Below are 19543 nucleotides of genomic sequence, written 5' to 3' on the forward strand. Positions count from 1 at the left end.
TAGATTAAAAGTTTAATGAAACACCGCCCATTATTACTCTCGCTTGTGGATAGATACCGTTATCTATACCTGCTGAAAAAGGAGAAGGAGATCCCACATCAGGGTCAAATCCCATGTATTTAGTAATTGTCAATAAATTATTAGCGGATAGATATAATCTAACATTTGATATTTTAGCAGGATTAGTCCATGCTTGAGGTAAAGTATAGCCTAATTGTAAGTTTCTAAGTCTCACGAATGATCCATCCTCAACGAAAAAGTCTGAGAAAACAGTATTTTGAGTTAAGCCAGTAGTCACTCGAGGTACTGTATTTGAACTTCCAGGTCTAGTCCATCTTTCTAGAACATAATCTAACTGATTAGCATAAGGTTGTTGTCTTTCATAATTACGAATTATTTCTTGTCCTAGAGCTGCAAAAACATTAGCTGATATATCAAATCCTTTAAAAGATGTAGATAAGTTAAGTCCCATTGTAAAATCAGGTAGAGGGCTGCCTATTTGAGTTCTATCAGTGTCTCCACCAAAATCAATTACACCATCGCCATCTTGATCTACAAATCTTAAGTCACCTGGCTGAGCATTTCTTTGTTCTGGAGCAGCATCTATTTCTGCCTGATTTTGGAATATGCCATCTGTTTCATAACCAATAAAATAACCTATCGGGAAACCAGGCTCCAAACGTGTGGCTATTCCACCCCCTACACCAAAACTAGCTCCATTTTGAAATTCTAATCCTTCTGGAACAGATAGAACTTCATTTTTCAAATAGGTAACGTTGAAACCGATTCCAAACCTAAAGTCATCCGAAACGTTTTTAGAATAATCTAACTCTAATTCAACACCGCTATTACGTACATCGCCACCATTTATGATGGGGGATTGGCCACCAGCACCGTAAGTTCCTAAAATAGCTGGAGCTGGAGGTTGGAAAAGCAAATCTTTAGTATCTTTGATAAAATAATTTGCAGTTACTTCAAGTGCATTAAAAACACTCATATCAACACCAATATTAGTCTGCTGAGTAGTTTCCCATTTCAAATCAGGATTAGCTGCTCTTCCTATTGCTGCACCATTGACTAAAACATCATTAAAAGCGTAAACACCTTCTCCAGTAAGAAGACCTCTGTATCCAAAAGGAAGTATTTTATCATTTCCAACTATACCAAAACTGGCTCTCAACTTTATGAATTCAATTGCAGAAAAATTATAAAACTCTTCATCTGAAATCACCCATGCACCAGAAATTGATCCGAAATATCCTATTCTATTGTTAGGTCCAAATCTTGTTGAGCCATCTCTTCTTAAAATACCAGAGATTAAATATCTTTTTGAATAATCGTATTCCGCTCTTAGAAACTGAGAGCTAAGCCTTTGAAATCCTTGATCAGACCCAACGTTGTTAAGATATCCATTAGCCGCTAGATTAGTTTTGATATCTGCTAAATCAATATCATTGTTAGGTATATTGAAGGCAGTACCATTAAGAGCACTAAAAGATTCTTCATTATATGATATACCTAAAGTACCCTTTACAGTATGGATTTCATTAAATTTCCTTTCATAATTAACAAAGCCTTCTAATATATAATCAAGATATGTTGTTCTTGCCTCAGTTACACTCGCTCCTCTTTCTAGTTGAATCCCCCCATCTACCTCTCCAACTTGAATAATTACAGGGTCCAAATTTTCATTCGAAGCTGTGTTCGCAAATTTCCCAGGTCCATACCATGTTAAGGGATTAAACCCTTTGAAATCTACAATAGAATAGTTGTATCCTAATCTACCATTTACAGTAAAATGGTCATCTATATCATAAGATATTTCTTGTTTACCTGTAATCTTATTTACGAGAGTTTCATTAAAAGAATTCTCCATTTGAGCTAATGGATTAATGATATCTGCAACTTCTTCTAGGTAAGAGTATCTATCATCAGTAAATAATGGTTCGGTTGGATAAGCATTTACAGTATTGTAGAGAACTGAACCTATTCCATTTTCAGGTAAACCACTACTAATTTCATGAGTAAATAAGAGTACATTAATGAACTTAAGTTTTTCTGTAAAATCAGTAGTAAAATTTAATCTTGCATTATATCGTTCAAAGTTTGCCTTTTCAGCACCAACAATTCCTTGTTGCCCAAAATACGAAGCCCCTATGTTATAAGTTGAATTACTATTCCCACCAGAAACAGATAAATTATAATTTTGAATAGGAGCATCACCAAATACTGCATCTTGCCAATCTGTGCCTTCCCCTAATTGAGAATTTGCAAAAGGTAGACTCTGTCCATTAGCAGTAAATGCTTCATTCTTGATTACAGCATATTCCCTTGCATTAAGTAAATCGAGTTTTTTAGCTGTTTGCTGAACACCGTAATAGCTATCAAATGAAAGTGTTGGTTTCTTATCTTTTGAACCTTGTTTAGTTTCTATCAGCACTACTCCATTTGCAGCCCTCACTCCATAGATACCTGCCGTAGCATCCTTTAAAATATTTACTGATTTAATATCATTTGGATTTAAAGCATTAAGTCCTGCTTGGTCATAAATAACTCCATCTACCAAGATGAGTGGATTATTATCACCATTTGTAGAAATACCACGAATCCTAATATTTGAAGATCCTCCAGGTGAGCCTGAGTTAGTAGAAATATTAACACCTGCTACAGCTCCTTGTAATGCTTGATCTAATCTTGGAACTTTTCTCTCTGTAATTTTTTCTGCTTTTACCTGTGCAGTTGCGCCTGTCAATTCTTTCTTTGTAGAGGTTCCATATCCTACGACAACTACTTCACTAAGGGCCTCAAAATCAGGGATCATTTTAACATTGATTACTGATCTGTTGTTTATCTTCTCAAATATTGGAGAATAACCTATGAAACTAAACCTGAGTTGAGCTTCGCCATCAACTGACAATTTGTAATTACCAGTTAAATCGGTAGTGGTACCAGTTGAAGTACCTACAATCATAATATTCACACCAGGAAGTGGCTCGTTATTTTCATCCGTTACCTTACCGGATATTACCCTATCCTGAGCACTAAGAATAGCACTGTAAAAAAGGATTGTAATTAGGGTTAAAATGTGCTTCATAGTCATTGAGTTTATTCAATTAAATTTTTGTTCGACTTTAATTAAAAAGACATCTCAAATGACAATGAATTTGCTAATGAAGGCAATTAAAATAATACATCATAAATACATCAACATACTAATTTTTACTTCTCAAAACCTATACAAATATTTTTATAATGGCCATTCTAATCATTTTAAAGCACATATTATTTTTAATTTTAAGCTGGTTTATTTCTACACTATATTTGCAATAATTACTACAGAATTATCATTTATTGTTAAATTGTAGTCAAATAATTACCATATGATTCACCCCAATAAAAGGTTTTTCTTAACGTCTATTTTCACCTTAATAGGTGTAGTCTCTATCTATGCTCAATCAATTGGCTATCCTTTTTATAAATACTACTCAAGTCAAGACTATCACGGAGGTATACAGAACTGGAAAATCACACAGAGTACGGATGGTTTACTATATGTAGCTAATAATTTTGGGCTATTAGAGTTTGATGGCACCAATTGGAATAAATATGAGTTAGAAAGCGGTACAAAATGTAGAGATGTATATGTCGATACAGATGGTAAAATATATATAGCATCTCAAGGTGATTTTGGATATTACATTCCAAATGGCAAAGGAAAATTAAGGTTTGTAAGTCTTGCAGATAGTATTCCAGGTGAAAAAAGAGACTTCGATGAAACATGGAAAATTTTCAAACAAAATGATCAGCTATTATTCTGCACCTTTGATGATATCTTTATATTTAACCTTAATGGTCAACTCAAGCAGATAATTGATCCTGATTCAGATCCTGATAACTTTTTCTTTGTTAATCATGAACTGTATTTCAATCAAAATGGTAAAGGCTTATCTGTAATGTCAAATGGCAATATTAAATCTACTGCCTATGGTCATTATTTTAAAAATATGACCATAAGTGGAATTATTGCTATCAATAATAATCAATTATTAATCAGTACACTTAAAAATGGCATTTTCTTAAAGAGTGGTAATCAGATTATAGTATGGCAACCTACAAACCAGGATAAGTTTAAAAATGCCAATATAAATCAAATGAAACGGCTTAAATCTGGTAAAATAGCTATCGGTACACAAAACGAAGGACTTTTCATATTAAGTAAAAACGGTGAAATAGAATTACAATTAAGTAAAGGGAAGGGAATAGAAAATAGAACCGTTTTATCAATTTATGAAGACATACAAGGAAATTTGTGGTTAGGTCACAATAATGGAATCTCGTCAATAGCATTAAACTCACCATTTCAGCATTTAAACGAACAAACAGGCCTGCCAGGTACAGGATATGATGCCTTATTATTTAATGACACTCTTTATCTTGGAACAAATAATGGCCTGTATTATAAAAATATAAAAGCACAAAACACATCTTTCAAAAAGATTGAAAATACAAGCGGTCAAGTTTATAAAGTTCAACAGATCAATAATGAAATTTTGATGGGACACCATGCTGGTACTTTCAGAATAAGAAATGGTAAGGCTAATAAAATAGCAAACATTCAGGGTACCTGGACATTATTAGATTTAGAAAAATACCCTGATTATGTTTTACAGGGTAATTACAAAGGACTATCTCTATTTAAGAAATCGAATGATGGATTAAAATTTATTCGTAAGCTGGATGGATTTGAAGAATCATCTCGAGTTATGGAAGAAGATCAAGATGGAAATATATGGATGACACATGGCTATAAAGGTGTATTTAAAATAAAACTTACGAATGATCTTCAATCAGTAGAAGCAAATTATTATGGAGAAGAAAAGGGGTTACCTGCAAAAATCCTAAATAACGTATGGAATTTAAATGACAATCTAATCTTTTCTACCGTAGCCGGTCTTTATAAATATGATAAAAATAAAGATCGTTTTATAAAGTCTTCGTTCTTATCTAATTATTTTTCTGACAATGTTCAGTTCATAAGTTTTACGGAAGATGCAATAGGAAATATATACTTTGTTAGTACAACTGAAACAGGAGTGTTAGAAAAAACTACGAATGGTAATTACATAAAACACATTGCAGTATTTAATGAGCTCGAAAATTTATTAAATGATGACTTGCAAAATATTATAACTTTAGAGGCTAATAAAGTATTGTATGCAGCAAAAGAAGGTTTTATACAATTTGATAATACCGCTCAAAAAATAAAAGATATAGATTTCAATACCATATTTACTAAAATTGAAATTTCAAATTCCAATGATTCTATTATATCCTATGGAAGATATATTGAAAATGGTAAAGTATCATTTAACTATCAAAATCATGATGTTGAAATCCCTTTTAAAGATAACTCAATTAGATTAGCTTATAGTGCTCCCTACATGAGTGGTAAATTTAAAAACCAATATCAATATTGGTTAGAAAATAGCGAGGAAGAATATAGTAATTGGACTGAAAGAACGGATAAAGAGTATACAAACCTACCAGAAGGAGATTATATTTTTCACGTAAGAGCTAAAAATATTTATGGTCAAGTCAGCAAGCTTGCTTCTTTTCATTTCACCATTTTACCTCCTTGGTATAGAACAAACATAGCCTATGGATTCTATTTTTTTATAGCTTTAATATTAGCAGTAGTAACCTACTATGTTATTGAATTACGCTATAAAAAGAAAACTGAAATACTAACTGAAGAAAAAGAAAAAGAAATCACCAGAATTGATAGTGAATTAAAAACATCAGAAGAAAAGTTTGAGAAACTTAAAAATGAAAAACTCAAATCCGAGATTAAATTAAAAAATAAAGAATTGGCTACTTCTACTATGCACCTAATAAATAAAAATAGCTTTATTAATAGCGTTAAGGCCAATTTAAATAACATCACAAAAAGAAGTAAGAACCAAGAAGTAAAACACGAAATCAATAAAGTAATACAGAATATAGATAAAAATATTGCGGCAGATCAGGATTGGGAACACTTTTCAATCCACTTTGATCAAGTTCATGGAGATTTTATTAAAAGATGGAAGGAAGATTATCCTGATTTAAGCCCACAAGAAATGAAACTTAGTGCTTACCTAAGGATGAATTTAAGTACTAAGGAAATTGCAAACTTACTGAACATCTCTATTCGTGGAGTTGAAATAGCTCGCTATAGACTTAGAAAAAAGCTAGAATTGGAAAGATCAGATAATCTCCAGGAATTTATATTGAAGTATTAAAAAAAGCCTGCAAATGCAGGCTTTCTCATTTATTGTCCTAAAACAATTGCAAAAATTAATGGAGCTACAATAGTAGCGTCAGATTCTACGATAAATTTAGGTGTATCAATATCTAATTTACCCCAAGTGATTTTTTCGTTAGGAACAGCACCTGAATAAGATCCATAACTGGTAGTAGAATCAGATATCTGACAGAAATAGCTCCAAAATGGAACATCTTTATACTCCAAGTCCTGGTATAGCATTGGCACTACACAAATTGGGAAATCTCCTGCAATTCCCCCTCCTATTTGGAAGAAGCCAACACCTTCTGTACCTGCATTATCCTGATACCATTTTGACAAGAAGGTCATGTATTCGATTCCGGATTTCATGGTTGAGGGCTTTAATTCACCCTTCACACAATAACTAGCAAAAATATTTCCTAAGGTACTGTCTTCCCAACCCGGAACTATAATTGGTAAGTTCTTTTCAGCTGCTGCGAGCATCCAACTATTTTTAGGATCTATTTCATAATATTGTTCTAATACTCCAGATCTAATAAGCTTATACATAAACTCATGAGGGAAATATCTTTCCCCTTTTTCTTCTGCATCTTTCCAAATATCAAAAATATGTTGTTGTAATCTTCTGAATGCTTCTTCTTCAGGAATGCAGGTATCTGTCACTCTATTAAGACCCTTCTCAAGCAAATCCCACTCTTGTTGTGGAGTTAAATCTCTATAGTTTGGAACCCTCTCATAATGACTATGAGCTACTAAATTCATCAAGTCTTCCTCTAGATTGGCTCCAGTGCAACTGATGATTTGTACTTTATCTTGTCTGATCATTTCAGCAAAGGAAATACCTAACTCAGCAGTTGACATAGCACCGGCTAAAGTTACCATCATTTTCTTCCCTGACTCAATATGTGTTTTATAAGCCTCGGCTGCATCTATTAGAGCAGCGGCATTAAAATGGCGATAGTTGTGTTTTAAAAATTCTGTAATTTTCATATGAAATTATTTGTTGTAAAAATAATTAAAAATACGGAAGGGCTAAGAAAATTAAAGGAATAATCAGAAGGTTTCAAGAACGGAGTTAATATTCTTTTTAAGCATTCCCTTTACGGGTATTTGTTTCATTTTTGCCACTAAAATAGACCCGTAAGTGGTGGTCAGGAGCATGCTAACCATATCGCTGACGTTTGAGCTCTTGGTAATTTCAGTTTGAAAGATAGCCTCTAAAATATACTTTTCTAATAGCTTATCAAAAGCTAGCACTTCCATATGCTGAACACCCTCATGATTGGGAAAAAGCAAATATTTTTCAGCCTTTTTGATGCTAATTGGTTTTAAAACTGTAGGAGAAACAGCATGATACTTAATTAAATGTAGAATTACAGAACTATAATTTTCACATAGATCACCGTACCGGTCAAAGATATATTTTACAGCTTTAATCCCTTTCGTTTCATTTGAAAGTAACTCCATACTAATTTCAAAAGACCATACCCTCAAAAAATAAAGTAAAAGATCTTCTTTCTGTGGAAAATATCTAAAAAATGTAACTTTTGATATACCTACCTTTTCACATAGGTTAGTAACGTGTAAATCTTGAAAATTGCTTTTTTGTAGTTCTGTTTTGGCGGTCGATAGTATAAGTAACTTTAATTTTGCTGATTTTCGTTCCCTTAAACTGATCTCACTGTTTGCCATTTCCTTTGCATTAGATTTTGATTATAGTAAACTCAACTCTTCTATTTAATTTTCTTGTTGCTTCAGATTTGTTACTAGCAATTGGTCTAGCACCTCCATATCCTTTGCTTTCTAACCTTTTTGAATCTATGCCTTTATCAACAAGATATTGTTTTATTCTATCAGATCTTTCTTGTGATAATTCAATATTCAATTTTGCACTACCTGTATTATCGGTATGCCCTGATAATTCTATCTCTACATTTGGGTTTTTCTTTAACATGCTATACACCCTATCCAATTCTTCAAAGGAACCATCCATGATAGTAGAAGTTCCTCTCTTAAACAAAACACTCTTAAGTTGAATGGTAGTCCCTTTTGTTAAACTTAATAATTCAAGTTTAACCGTCTGATTATCGGATATTGTATCGGTTTTGATGGTCTGAAAGTCATCTAAATAACCTTCTACAGAAATATCTACTGTATAAATTGAATCTTTGTAAAGCTTAGTTTTATAAGTTGAAGTTTTGCTCATTACTATTTCCGAGTAAGAACTCTTGCTCATTTCATTCACCCCTTTAATTAAAAGCTGTGGTTTTAATTCAGCACCCGTGAATCCATCTACCACTTGGAATTTAACTTGAATCTTTTCCCTGGCTGCTTTCTTATTAGACTGGTTTGAATTTGTTGCTATTGCTAAAACAGATTGTGATGAGGCAGTCATGCTCTTTTCAACTTCTGGTTCTACCTCCACTTCAGGAGGAGTATTCATTTGCATAATGTTCCCTAATCCAATACTATTTACTGTATTGACAAGCATTACATCTTGAGAATTATTGAATAATTTAAAATACCAATCCGCCCCTTCCGTATTTACATTTTCAAGATTTTCTGGTTCAGACCAGGTAGTCCAAGTGGCATCCTGCCTTTTACTGTAAAAAACATCTCTACTCCCCTTTCCCCCTTTTCCATTTGAACTAAAGAAAAGTGTTTTATTATCTGGAGCCAAATAAGGTGTTAATTCTTGAGCTTCTGTATTTATATCTACACCTAAATTTCTTAATTCTGTCCATTCATCAATAGACTTTCTAAATGTATAATAAATGTCTTCATTTCCTCTAGTACTAAAACTCTCTAAGCTTAGCACCATAATTTTGCCATCTTTACTTAAGCTCCCTGATAGATGATCTGATTTGTTTTTATAATATGGAATATCAATGGGTTTTGGCTCACTCCAATTATCCCCTATTCGTCTAGAGAAAGATAAACCTCCTTTACGTGGATTGGTATAATTTCCAACTACATACATGATATTATCATCAGGCGTAATTCCGATAACTGCATTATAATTTGAATTATTTACAGGTCCTCGCAAACGCTGAGCCTGAGTCCATTGACCATTAATTTTTCTACTAAACCAAACATCACCTTGATCTCTTTCCCCTCCTGCATTTTCAGGGTGGTTCTTTTTAGTGAAGTAAATTGTATTTTCATCCGCTGACAGTACTGGTGAAATATCATCATATATACTTTCCAGTGAATCTATAACTTGAGGAGTACTTTGTCCTAAGAGAGAAAAAGTGAGAGAGAAAAGCAATATGGTTAACAGTACTTTAAAGCGCATTTTAGGTGGCATTATCACAATACAATATAGTTCAATTGAATAATTCTTACAATCGTGATTGGATGTAAACCTTACACCTAATCTTAGTATATTATCAAAAATAAAACGATAGTATAGAACTTATTCATCGCTAATCTACTATATTTTTTTCTAAAATCAACTTAAAGCTATAAAATAATTATAGAGGTCTTTTAAATTGTATATCAGTTAGTTATAGAATTATCTAATTAGATTATCAAACTGATATAAATATTATTAGAAATAGTTTGACTTTATTACTTGTATTAAAATAGTAGAATTTCAACGGAATTAATTTTGAGATTTAATTACTCTAATACCTTTTTAATTATTAATCCTGTTCTTGATAAATCAATAATGGATGGGTGCTTAAATATGAAATTTCAGTAGAAACGCTGCTGCTTAGTATTTTCTCAAAAAAGTTTCTTTTCCTTTTCAAAAGAACCAATAATTCACCCTTTTGATCACTTACAAATTCTTCTATGCCACTACTAATATCTTTCTTATATTCCTTTAAATAATAGCTAATTTTTTCATATCCTAGAAAGGTCGAAAGCTCAGATTTAAAATCTTCATAGCTTCTTTCACTAAGGAAGTTTTTAGAATGACTTACATGTACAAAATTAATTCTACTTCGAAATGGGTAAATAAAGCTCACCAGCTTTTGCATGGTTATATTATCCTTATCAGAATAATCTGATGCATAGACTACCGAACTCCAGCCTTTAAAATCTGCATCTAGTGGGATAGTTAAAACTGGAACTGCTGCATGCTTTAGTGTCCTGAGGGTTCTGCTTCCAATAATAGTTTTTCTGTTGTAGCCATGACCTTGTGTACCCATTACAATTAAGTCGTAATCGTGTTTATTGGCATAATTACTTATTGTGTTTTCCATATTCCCAATGGATAAAACAAAATCACATTCGAAACCATATTCATTTTCAATTTCTTCAGAAAGGCTTCTTAATTTTTCTTTTGCATGAGTCTTCAGATCATTAAAATCAGATTCCTCACCTTCTATAGCTTGAGTAAACTCTTTTTCAGTAAAAATATGAATAAGCATCATGCTTCCTTTTCGGATTTGAAGAAGCTTAGCAGCATATTCTAATGCATTTAAAGAATAAGCTGAAAAATCAACTGGGCATAAAAATCTATCCATATTACTTATGTTTAATTTACAATTTAAAAAAAAATAGGTTTTCTAAAACTTACTAACGAATTTATTTCCTGATATATAAAATCGCCATGGCAATAATGCATCCTCCTCAGCATAATCAATTCCTATGCGAGTGCTATGAATTACATTTTGAACTTCTATATTCGAATCATATATATACAATTCATTGCTATAGACCATATCAACACCATTATGACCCTTATTAATACCCAATGATTTGGAAAGTTTACCAGGCCCTGAAAATACGGTAGGTTTAAATTTAGAAGTTTTTCTTCTCGCCAACATATAATCAATACCACTGATTGGCTCCACTCCCCTCACCAATACTGCATCTGCAGTTCCTTTTACATTGGTTACAATATTAAATAGATGATGAATGCCATAACATAAATACACATAGGCAGTTCCGCCTGGTTCATACATGGTAGCTGTTCGTTTTGTAAATTTACCCATATGTGCATGGCATGCTTTATCATTTTGACCTGAATAGGCTTCTGTTTCAGTAATAATGGCTTCACTTATAACTCCATTAATATTTGTGCATATCACTTTACCTAAAAGTCTCTGAGCTATTTCTACTACATCAGTATTTTCATAAAAAGACCGAGTTAATCTTTTTTTTGTAACTTTCATCTTAAATATTAGTATCTCTATTTTATCAATTAAAATAACTAAAACATACACATTATGAAAAAATCAATTTTTGTTATGTGTCTATCAGTGCTATTAATTAGTAGCATTGAATTAAAGGCGCAAATTAACATTCCTCAGCCTTCACCAAAGGCTAAAGTTGAAACTACAGTAGGTTTAACTGATGTTTCAATAAGCTATTTCAGACCAAGCCTTAAAGGTCGAAAAATATTTGGAGAAGGTGATGGTTATTTACAACCCTATGGTGTTTTATGGAGAGCAGGTGCCAATTCTGGTTCTATTTTATCATTATCTTCTGAAGCTGTAATAGCAGGAAAAAAAGTTGCTGCGGGAGAATACCTTATCTTCATGACACCAGGAGAAAAAGAATGGGAATTTAAATTATATAGTGATTTATCATTAGGAGGTAACGTTGGTTTATATGATGAGGCTAAAGAAGTAATGTCAGTAATTGTAAATGCTGATGTGTTGGATGAAAAAGTTGAGACTTTAACTTATCAAATTTCAGATATTAGTCCTGATAATACTGCAGCAAATATCCATTTTAGATGGGAAAATGTTAGTGTAAAAGTTCCTTTTGAGGTATCCTATGATGCTCAGGTGATGGCCCAAATAGAACAAAACACAAAAGTAAATCCAAGAAATTTAATTTCTGCTGCAAATTATTATTATACAACCGACAGAGATTTAAAGCAAGCATTACAATGGATTGATACTTATTTAGCAGAAGGAAATAATAGCCAGCAATTCTGGAATCTTCATTTAAAAGCTCAAATTTTAGCTAAAATGGGCGATAAAAAAGCCGCCAAAGCCGTTGCAGAAAAATCTATAGAAATAGCAAAACAAAATAGTTCGGGTGATTTTGGTTATGTAAAAAGAAATCAGGACTTAATTGATTCATTATAAAACCTGAACCCAACACAATAATTTAAAGGCTTGAATAATCTCAAGCCTTTTTTTATTCATAAAATCGAGATAGATCTAGAATTTTCACTTCTGCTTTTCGAGATTTATCCTCAACCATTCCTGTTAACACCCCAAACCCCCTGGCTGCTAATCTATCTTGTTCGATTCCTTGATCTAAGAAGAATTTCAACACTGATTGAGCTCTTTTATTGGATAGCTCATAGTTATACCTAGGATTACCATCTGATGAAGCAAATGCAGAAATTTGAATTCCTAGGTTTTGATGAACTTTTACAAAATTTGCCATATCCTTCAATCTCTCTTCGTGAGATGGTAAAACATCTATAGAATTAACATCAAAATAAACCTGATAAGCAGATATATTTAAAACTGAATCAATCAATTGCTTTATTTTTAATTCTTCATCAGTAACGAAATTATTTTCAGTCTTTTTTAATTCTGCTATTCTTTCTCGAGCAGTGATTCCTAAATCTCCTACATGCTTTACCATATAGATATCTGTAAATCCTAAGCCTTCTTCTCTTACGGAAGCCAAATAACCTCTTTCACCATCTGATGTTGGATGGAAATAAACTTCATCATCTACCGTATTAACTGGATAACCCAAATTTTTTGGGCTAGTCCATTTTTGTGATTTATCATCATATTTAGACGTAAATACATCAAATCCTCCAAAACCTTTATGGCCTCTACTACTGAAATAAATGGTAACACCGTCTTTTGCCATAAAAGGCCCATCTTCGTCTAGCTTCGTATTAATTTCTGGCCCCATATTAAATGGTCGTTTCCATTGTCCATCTTCTTTATAACATCCATATATATCAAATCCTCCATACCCCCCTGGTCTATTTGAAGCAAACATCATGAATTCCCCATCATCAGATACCCAGATGGATTGTTCTGCAAACCCTTGAGAATTGATCCTCCCTTCTAATGGCTTAGGTTTTGACCATTCCTCATTTGCATTTTCAGTAGAATAATAAATATCACCATTGCCTTCATCCGAGTAAATGTATAATGTTTTACCATCGCCACTGAGGAATAAATTAGAATCATGATATAGGGTATTTATATTTTGACCAATATTTTTAGCTTTGCTCCAGGTTACTCCTTTTCTTTTAGAGATGTATATATCTTCAAAATAGAAATTATCTTTATCTACGTTTTCATTCGTATTTTCTTCTTGTCTTCGAGAAGTGAAGATCATGACCGTTTCATCCTTATTTAAAACAGGAGCATAATCAGGCCAAGATGAATTTACATCTTCACCTACATGTTCGATAGTATAAGAAGAAGGCATTCCAATAATCTCCTTTGCATTTTTGCATTCCTCTATTCTATCATTTACATCATAAACAGAAGTTCTATCTCCTCCTCTGTAGCCTCTATTGGCCATTAATCTCTGTTTGTAGGCGTTAAAATATTTCAAAGCTTTCTCAAACTCTAAACCATATTGATACCCCCTTCCTAGTAGGTAGTCAATATTAAATCTATACTTTGGATCAAGTCTTTTTACTCTTTCAAAATATTCCGTTGAATAATCTCTGTTAACAGTTTCCAGATAAAGGATCCCAGCCATATAATTAGCTCTTACATTCATTGTATCAGCCGTTGCTGCTTGAATGTAAATATCTTTTGCAATTTCAATAGCGTCTTTAGCCTCTGCATAAACCTGATCTGCCTGTTCTAAATAGATTTTTGCTAATTCAGGATCCTGTGCCATAGATTTGACAGCGAAGAAACTAAAGAGTGAAAGAAAAAATAATTTAATTTTCAATTCCATAAAGATTAGAAAAATACAACTAGCTAGTTAAACCTCCAAATATAAACTAAAAATAAAATATCTTCTCTCAATTATTATTGAGCAATAAACTGTATTCCCTTACTGCCTATTATTTTTAATATACTGATAGATTAAGCCTACTAAAATTACAATTGCACAGCCTATCACATTAAACCATAGATAGGCCATATCAGTAAAAAAGTAGAAATATAAAACAACAGATTGTGCTACTAATGAGCCTACAAAAACAGCGTTCCCTTTTATATATTTAATAAAGAAGCCTGCTAAGAATATCCCCAAAATTGTTCCATAAAAAATTGACCCTAAGATATTTACAGCTTGAATCAAATTATCTAGTAGTCCAGCAAATGTAGCAAAGAATATAGCCACTAGTCCCCAAAATAGGGTGAACAGCTTAGACGCAATTAAATAATGTTTATCGCTGCCATTCTTATTTATATTTCGCTTATAAATATCAATTATAGTTGTGGATGCCAAAGCATTTAATTCAGATGAAGTGGAGGACATGGCTGCTGAGAAAATTACCGCTAATAATAAACCTATAATTCCTTTAGGCAAATGATCCATTACGAAGGTTATAAAGACATAATCCGTATCCGTAGTTTCAAGATCTTCATTGGTAGCTTTGATTATTCCTTTCGCCTCATCCCTTAATACCTCCTCTCTATTATGGATTTTGCTAAGCTCCGCTTTAATTGGTTCAATTTCATCACCTCTTGCTTCTGATAGCAATTGTACCTGAGCTCGTTTCTCTTTAAATAATTCAGCATACTGCTCCTCTACCACTTGGTATTTCTCCTTTTGCTCTGGATTTAAATACACCTCATCTTTGGCTGCATTATTGAAAAAAACCGGTGACGGATTAAATTGATAAAAAACAAATACTAAAGCTCCTATGAATAAGATTATAAACTGCATAGGAATCTTCAATAAGCCATTAAACATCAAGCCTAGTCTACTTTCTGTTAATGATTTACCTGATAAATACCTGGCTACCTGAGATTGATCGGTTCCAAAATAAGATAAGGCAACGAATAAGCCTCCCAATAAACCCGTCCAAAGTGTATATCTATTGTTGAGATCTAATTCGGTATCAATCAGTTCTAACTTACCCATATGACCTGCAAGGCGCGTAGCTTCTACAATTCCAATGTCATCAGGAAGTAAGTGAATTACAAAAATACCAGCAGTAATCATACCTCCCATCATGATGATCATCTGGTGTTTTTGAGTTTGACTTACAGCTTTGGTTCCACCACTTACTGTATATACAATAACTAAGGAGCCAATAATAACGGTTGTATACACTAATGGCCAACCTAAAATGGTAGATAATATAATAGAAGGAGCATATATGGTAATTCCAGCTGCCAGGCCTCTCTGAACCAAGAATAAGAAAGCTCCTAATATTCTGGTTTTAAGATCAAATCTTGACTCAAGGTACTCATATGCGGTATAAACTTTAAGCTTATAATACATAGGCAAAACCCAGATACTCAAGATGATCATAGCTAAAGGGAGGCCAAAATAGAATTGTATAAAGCCCATTCCACTTTCAAAGGCTTGACCAGGTGTAGATAAAAAGGTAATGGCACTTGCTTGAGTAGCCATAATGGACAAACCTATCGTCCACCATTTCATTGAATTATCCCCTCTGAGATAGGATTCAATATTCTTACTGCCTCTAGTTTTATAAACTCCGTAAGCAACGATTAATAATAGCGTACCGAAAAGGACAATCCAATCAATTAAACTCATTTGAAATATTGGGTTATAGAATAAAACAAAATGATTAGACTAGTCAATACAATGATCAATAGCCAATAGAATCTACTCCACTTTCCTAAAACTGGTGGATGATTGTCCTCAAAGTCTTTTTCGTTTTCCATTGACGGAAATTAGAGCTAATTCATCAAAAACAAAAGATTGGTTTTGTAAACGGTAAAAAAACTTTTCTAAAACCAATATGAAATTACTTTACTTTAAAGATTTTTGATTCCCATGGTCTGAGCTTATTTATTTCATTCGTCTCTTGGTAATTATCTATCAATAACTGGATGTCATTTGGCAAGCTAATTGAAACTGAATTATGCTTATCAGATAAATTTAGCAAAACCCAATAATTATGATGTTCATCCCATCTATTGAAAATAAATAACTCAGGATCCTCCACTAAATAACATTTATAATCACCATGAACTAATGTTGGATTTTTCTTTCTAACGGAAATCATATTCCTGTAGAAATTCAATACAGAATCAGGATCTTCCTCCTGACTCTCAGCATTTATTAATTCAAAGTTATCATTCACTTTCAACCATGGCTTCGCATCACTGAATCCAGCATTCGATTCACTATTCCATTGAAATGGGGTTCTTGCATTATCTCTACTTTGTTGGTGAACCAATTCCATGAATTTTTCAGGATCACTTCCTTTTTCCATTGCATCCCTCCAGCTATTTAAGGTTTCAATATCCTGATAATCATCAATAGATTCGAAGGCCACATTGGTCATTCCAATTTCATCCCCTTGAAAAATATAAGGAGTTCCTCTCATACTTAATAAAAGCGTTGAAAGAAGTTTAGCAGATTTTTTCCAATACTTTCCATCATCCCCGAAACGAGATACAATTCTAGGAAAGTCATGATTCCCTAAAAATATACTTCCCCAGCCTTTATCTTTAAGTTTTTCATCCCATTGGTTAAATACCTTTTTCATATCTACCAAATCATAAGGGATGGGATCATACTTACCCCCTGGTCCATTGTCAATATACATATGACCAAAGTGAAATATCATATTTAATTCACCTCTATCTTTCCCCACATAATTAAGCGCATTATCTAATGTTATACCTGGCCCTTCGCCTACAGTCATGCAATCATAATGTTGCAAAACCTCTTGGTTCATTTCTTTTAAATACTCATGAACTTTAGGTCCGTTTGCATAATAATCTGAGATGATTTCTGTAAACACATTCGATTTTGAACTTGGTAAACCAGGTTTTTTGGAAATGAGACTTACTACATCCATTCTGAAGCCATCTATTCCTTTTTTAAACCAAAAATGCATGATATCATAAATCTCCTGCCTCACTTTAGGGTTTTCCCAATTTAGATCAGGTTGCTTTTTTGAGAACAAATGAAGGTAATAAGCATCTGTCTCTTTACTATATTCCCAAGCATTACCAGAAAAAAAAGACGGCCAATTATTGGGTAGATTACCATCTTCTGATTTTCTCCAAATATAATAGTCACGATATGGATTATCTTCACTTTCGGCAGAAGCTTTGAACCATCTATGCTCGTCAGATGTATGATTAGGGACAATATCCATGATCAATTTCATCCCCCTATCATGTATACCATTAAGGAGCTTGTCAAAGTCTGACATTTCACCAAAATCAGTCATGATTTCTCTATAATCACTTACATCATAACCATTATCATCATTAGGTGATTGATATATGGGGCACAGCCAAACTACATCAACTCCAATAGATTTTATATAATCCAATTTGCTAATGATGCCAGGTAAATCACCTATACCATCATCATTACTGTCTTTAAAACTTCTCGGATAAATTTGATAAACTATAGCTTCTTTCCACCAAGTCATAAATAATTAATTCTTTTTTTAGTTATTACCAGAACCAAATGACAATTGCAGCTGTCACAATAAGTAAAAGCAATGACAATACTCTGTAGTTTTTATACCAAGGCAAGCCTTCAAGCTCTTTTGTTTCGGCTCTAAATATTTGAATTGACCAAACCATATCATCAGTTTTTTCAGCTGCAGGAGGAGCAGTCATTAAACTCACTATGATTTGTATAAGCATTACTGCTAGCATCAATAAAGGTGCTTTATGAAGATAATGAATATCATTTAGTGCAGGCACTAAATCGAACACACTCGATAAAATAATGAAGACCGAAATCATGAATCCTCCTATTAATCCGGCAATAGCTCCATGACCATTTGCACGCTTCCAAAATAAGCCCATTAGGAATACTGCTACTATTGGGGGTGCAATTAATCCTAAAATGATTTGTAAATAATCGAATAAGGAACCAAACCTATCAATCTGAGGTGCCCACAATGCTGCTAATAATACCAAAACCAAAGTGGCAATTTGACCTGTTCTCACTAATTGCTTACTGCTCATATCAGGTTTTATACTTCTTACAAAATCCATTGTGATAAGTGTGGAGGATGAATTAAGTGTAGCACTAATACTAGAGGACATCGCTGCTAATAAACCAGCTATCACTATACCTAATAAGCCAGTAGGTAGTAAGCTGTAGATTAATAATGGATAAGTCATGTTCGGACAATCTGCAAGATTAGTGCATAAAACCTCACCAGCATCGGTCTTCATATAATAATTCAATGGGCTGATATCCATTCCTGAGAAAATAACGATTGCAATAATACCTGGTATTACCATGAAGAATAACACGGGAAGCTTTAATAAACCTGCAAAGATAGCTCCCCACCTACCATGATTAATGTCCTTTGCACTAAGTACACGCTGAACCATAAATTGATTATTCGCCCAAAAATAAAATCCAAGTAGAGGTACACCAAATAACAAACCTGTCCAAGGCATATATTCGCTCTCAAGTGGACGAACTAAGCTCAAAATTTCATCTGGGTTTTTGCCCTGTGGTTGTATGCTTTCCAAACCTGCCATCATACCTGACCAACCCCCCACTTCAGAAAAACAGAAATAGGTCAACACCATTGAACTTGCGAATAACAGTAAAGCTTGAATTACCTCAGTATGAACCACAGAGGATAATCCCCCTGGAATAGTATAAGCAGCTGCCGCAGCCGCCAATATTAAAATAATAATAGTAGAATCTAATTCAGGGAAAATGATTTTCAATATCAAATTACCCGCATATAAACCAGAGGCTGTATCTATAATTACGTTGCCTATAATAGTAATTGAAGAGAAATAATATCGTGATCTACTGTCGTATCTTCTTTCTAAAAATTCAGGCATAGTATATACCTTCGATCTCAAATAAAAAGGCAAGAAGAAAATGGCAAAGAAAACTAGTACTACCGCAGCCATCCATTCATAATTGTAGACAGCCAGATTTGTATTGTAAGCTTCGGATGTTAAACCAATTAATGTATTACTTCCTATATTCGCTGCAAATAATGATATCCCTACTATGGGCCATATCATGTTTCTACCTGCTAAAAAGTAATCTTCTGATGTTTTTTGTTTTCCTTTTTTAATACCATACCAAATGATACCAACTAGATAAACTATTATAATACCACCATCAATAAGGCTTAAACCGATTTCTTTCATCTTTCCATAGATTTAATTAAAATTCATTTCATGCCAATCCCTTCAAATTTTCATCTTT

At 33.1% G+C, this 19543-nt stretch carries 12 protein-coding genes; 2 read left to right on the plus strand and 10 right to left on the minus strand.

Features of this window, described 5'->3' with window-relative positions:
- Window positions 1-4 precede the first annotated feature (4 nt).
- Window positions 5-3094 (minus strand): SusC/RagA family TonB-linked outer membrane protein, encoded by a 3090-nt coding sequence (locus QYS47_RS11635; RefSeq protein ID WP_322346282.1) that lies wholly within the window; start codon window positions 3092-3094, stop codon window positions 5-7.
- Window positions 3095-3380: 286 nt separating this feature from the next.
- Here QYS47_RS11635 and QYS47_RS11640 point away from each other — a divergent pair, with 286 nt between their 5' ends.
- Window positions 3381-6281, plus strand: a complete 2901-nt coding sequence (locus QYS47_RS11640; protein ID WP_322346284.1) for a triple tyrosine motif-containing protein — start codon at window positions 3381-3383, stop codon at window positions 6279-6281.
- Between the two features lie 29 nt (window positions 6282-6310).
- Here the strand turns inward: QYS47_RS11640 and QYS47_RS11645 are convergent, their stop codons facing one another.
- The 5 genes from QYS47_RS11645 to QYS47_RS11665 form a co-directional block, all read right to left on the minus strand.
- Entirely contained in the window at window positions 6311-7276 is a 966-nt protein-coding gene (locus QYS47_RS11645) for a deoxyhypusine synthase family protein (RefSeq protein WP_302124575.1), read from the minus strand.
- Window positions 7277-7339: 63 nt separating this feature from the next.
- Window positions 7340-7978 carry a TetR/AcrR family transcriptional regulator gene (locus QYS47_RS11650; protein WP_322346289.1) on the minus strand — a complete coding sequence of 213 codons (639 nt, stop codon included), beginning with the start codon at window positions 7976-7978 and terminating at the stop codon, window positions 7340-7342.
- Between the two features lie 10 nt (window positions 7979-7988).
- Window positions 7989-9581, minus strand: a complete 1593-nt coding sequence (locus QYS47_RS11655; RefSeq protein WP_308356467.1) for an OmpA family protein — start codon at window positions 9579-9581, stop codon at window positions 7989-7991.
- A 349-nt stretch (window positions 9582-9930) separates the two neighbouring features.
- A complete protein-coding gene (locus QYS47_RS11660; RefSeq protein WP_308356466.1) occupies window positions 9931-10758 on the minus strand; it encodes a universal stress protein in 828 nt (275 codons plus the stop codon).
- 42 nt (window positions 10759-10800) lie between these two features.
- Complete coding sequence (locus tag QYS47_RS11665) at window positions 10801-11409, minus strand: DNA-3-methyladenine glycosylase (RefSeq protein ID WP_322346293.1); 609 nt, start codon at window positions 11407-11409, stop codon at window positions 10801-10803.
- 54 nt (window positions 11410-11463) lie between these two features.
- On the opposite strand from QYS47_RS11665, the gene QYS47_RS11670 reads away from it, so the two are divergent.
- Complete coding sequence (locus QYS47_RS11670) at window positions 11464-12333, plus strand: DUF2911 domain-containing protein (RefSeq protein ID WP_322346295.1); 870 nt, start codon at window positions 11464-11466, stop codon at window positions 12331-12333.
- A 52-nt stretch (window positions 12334-12385) separates the two neighbouring features.
- Here the strand turns inward: QYS47_RS11670 and QYS47_RS11675 are convergent, their stop codons facing one another.
- From QYS47_RS11675 to QYS47_RS11690, 4 genes are all read right to left on the minus strand, one after another.
- Entirely contained in the window at window positions 12386-14077 is a 1692-nt protein-coding gene (locus tag QYS47_RS11675) for an OmpA family protein (protein WP_322346297.1), read from the minus strand.
- A gap of 159 nt (window positions 14078-14236) precedes the next feature.
- Window positions 14237-15916: a sodium:solute symporter gene (locus QYS47_RS11680; RefSeq protein ID WP_322346299.1), complete on the minus strand. Its 1680-nt coding sequence runs from the start codon at window positions 15914-15916 to the stop codon at window positions 14237-14239.
- A 214-nt stretch (window positions 15917-16130) separates the two neighbouring features.
- Window positions 16131-17777 carry an alpha-glucosidase gene (locus tag QYS47_RS11685; protein WP_322346301.1) on the minus strand — a complete coding sequence of 549 codons (1647 nt, stop codon included), beginning with the start codon at window positions 17775-17777 and terminating at the stop codon, window positions 16131-16133.
- A gap of 25 nt (window positions 17778-17802) precedes the next feature.
- Window positions 17803-19485 carry a sodium:solute symporter gene (locus QYS47_RS11690; RefSeq protein ID WP_308356460.1) on the minus strand — a complete coding sequence of 561 codons (1683 nt, stop codon included), beginning with the start codon at window positions 19483-19485 and terminating at the stop codon, window positions 17803-17805.
- Window positions 19486-19543 lie beyond the last annotated feature (58 nt).

It is taken from the genome of Marivirga arenosa (genome assembly GCF_030503875.2).
Classification (GTDB): domain Bacteria; phylum Bacteroidota; class Bacteroidia; order Cytophagales; family Cyclobacteriaceae; genus Marivirga; species Marivirga arenosa.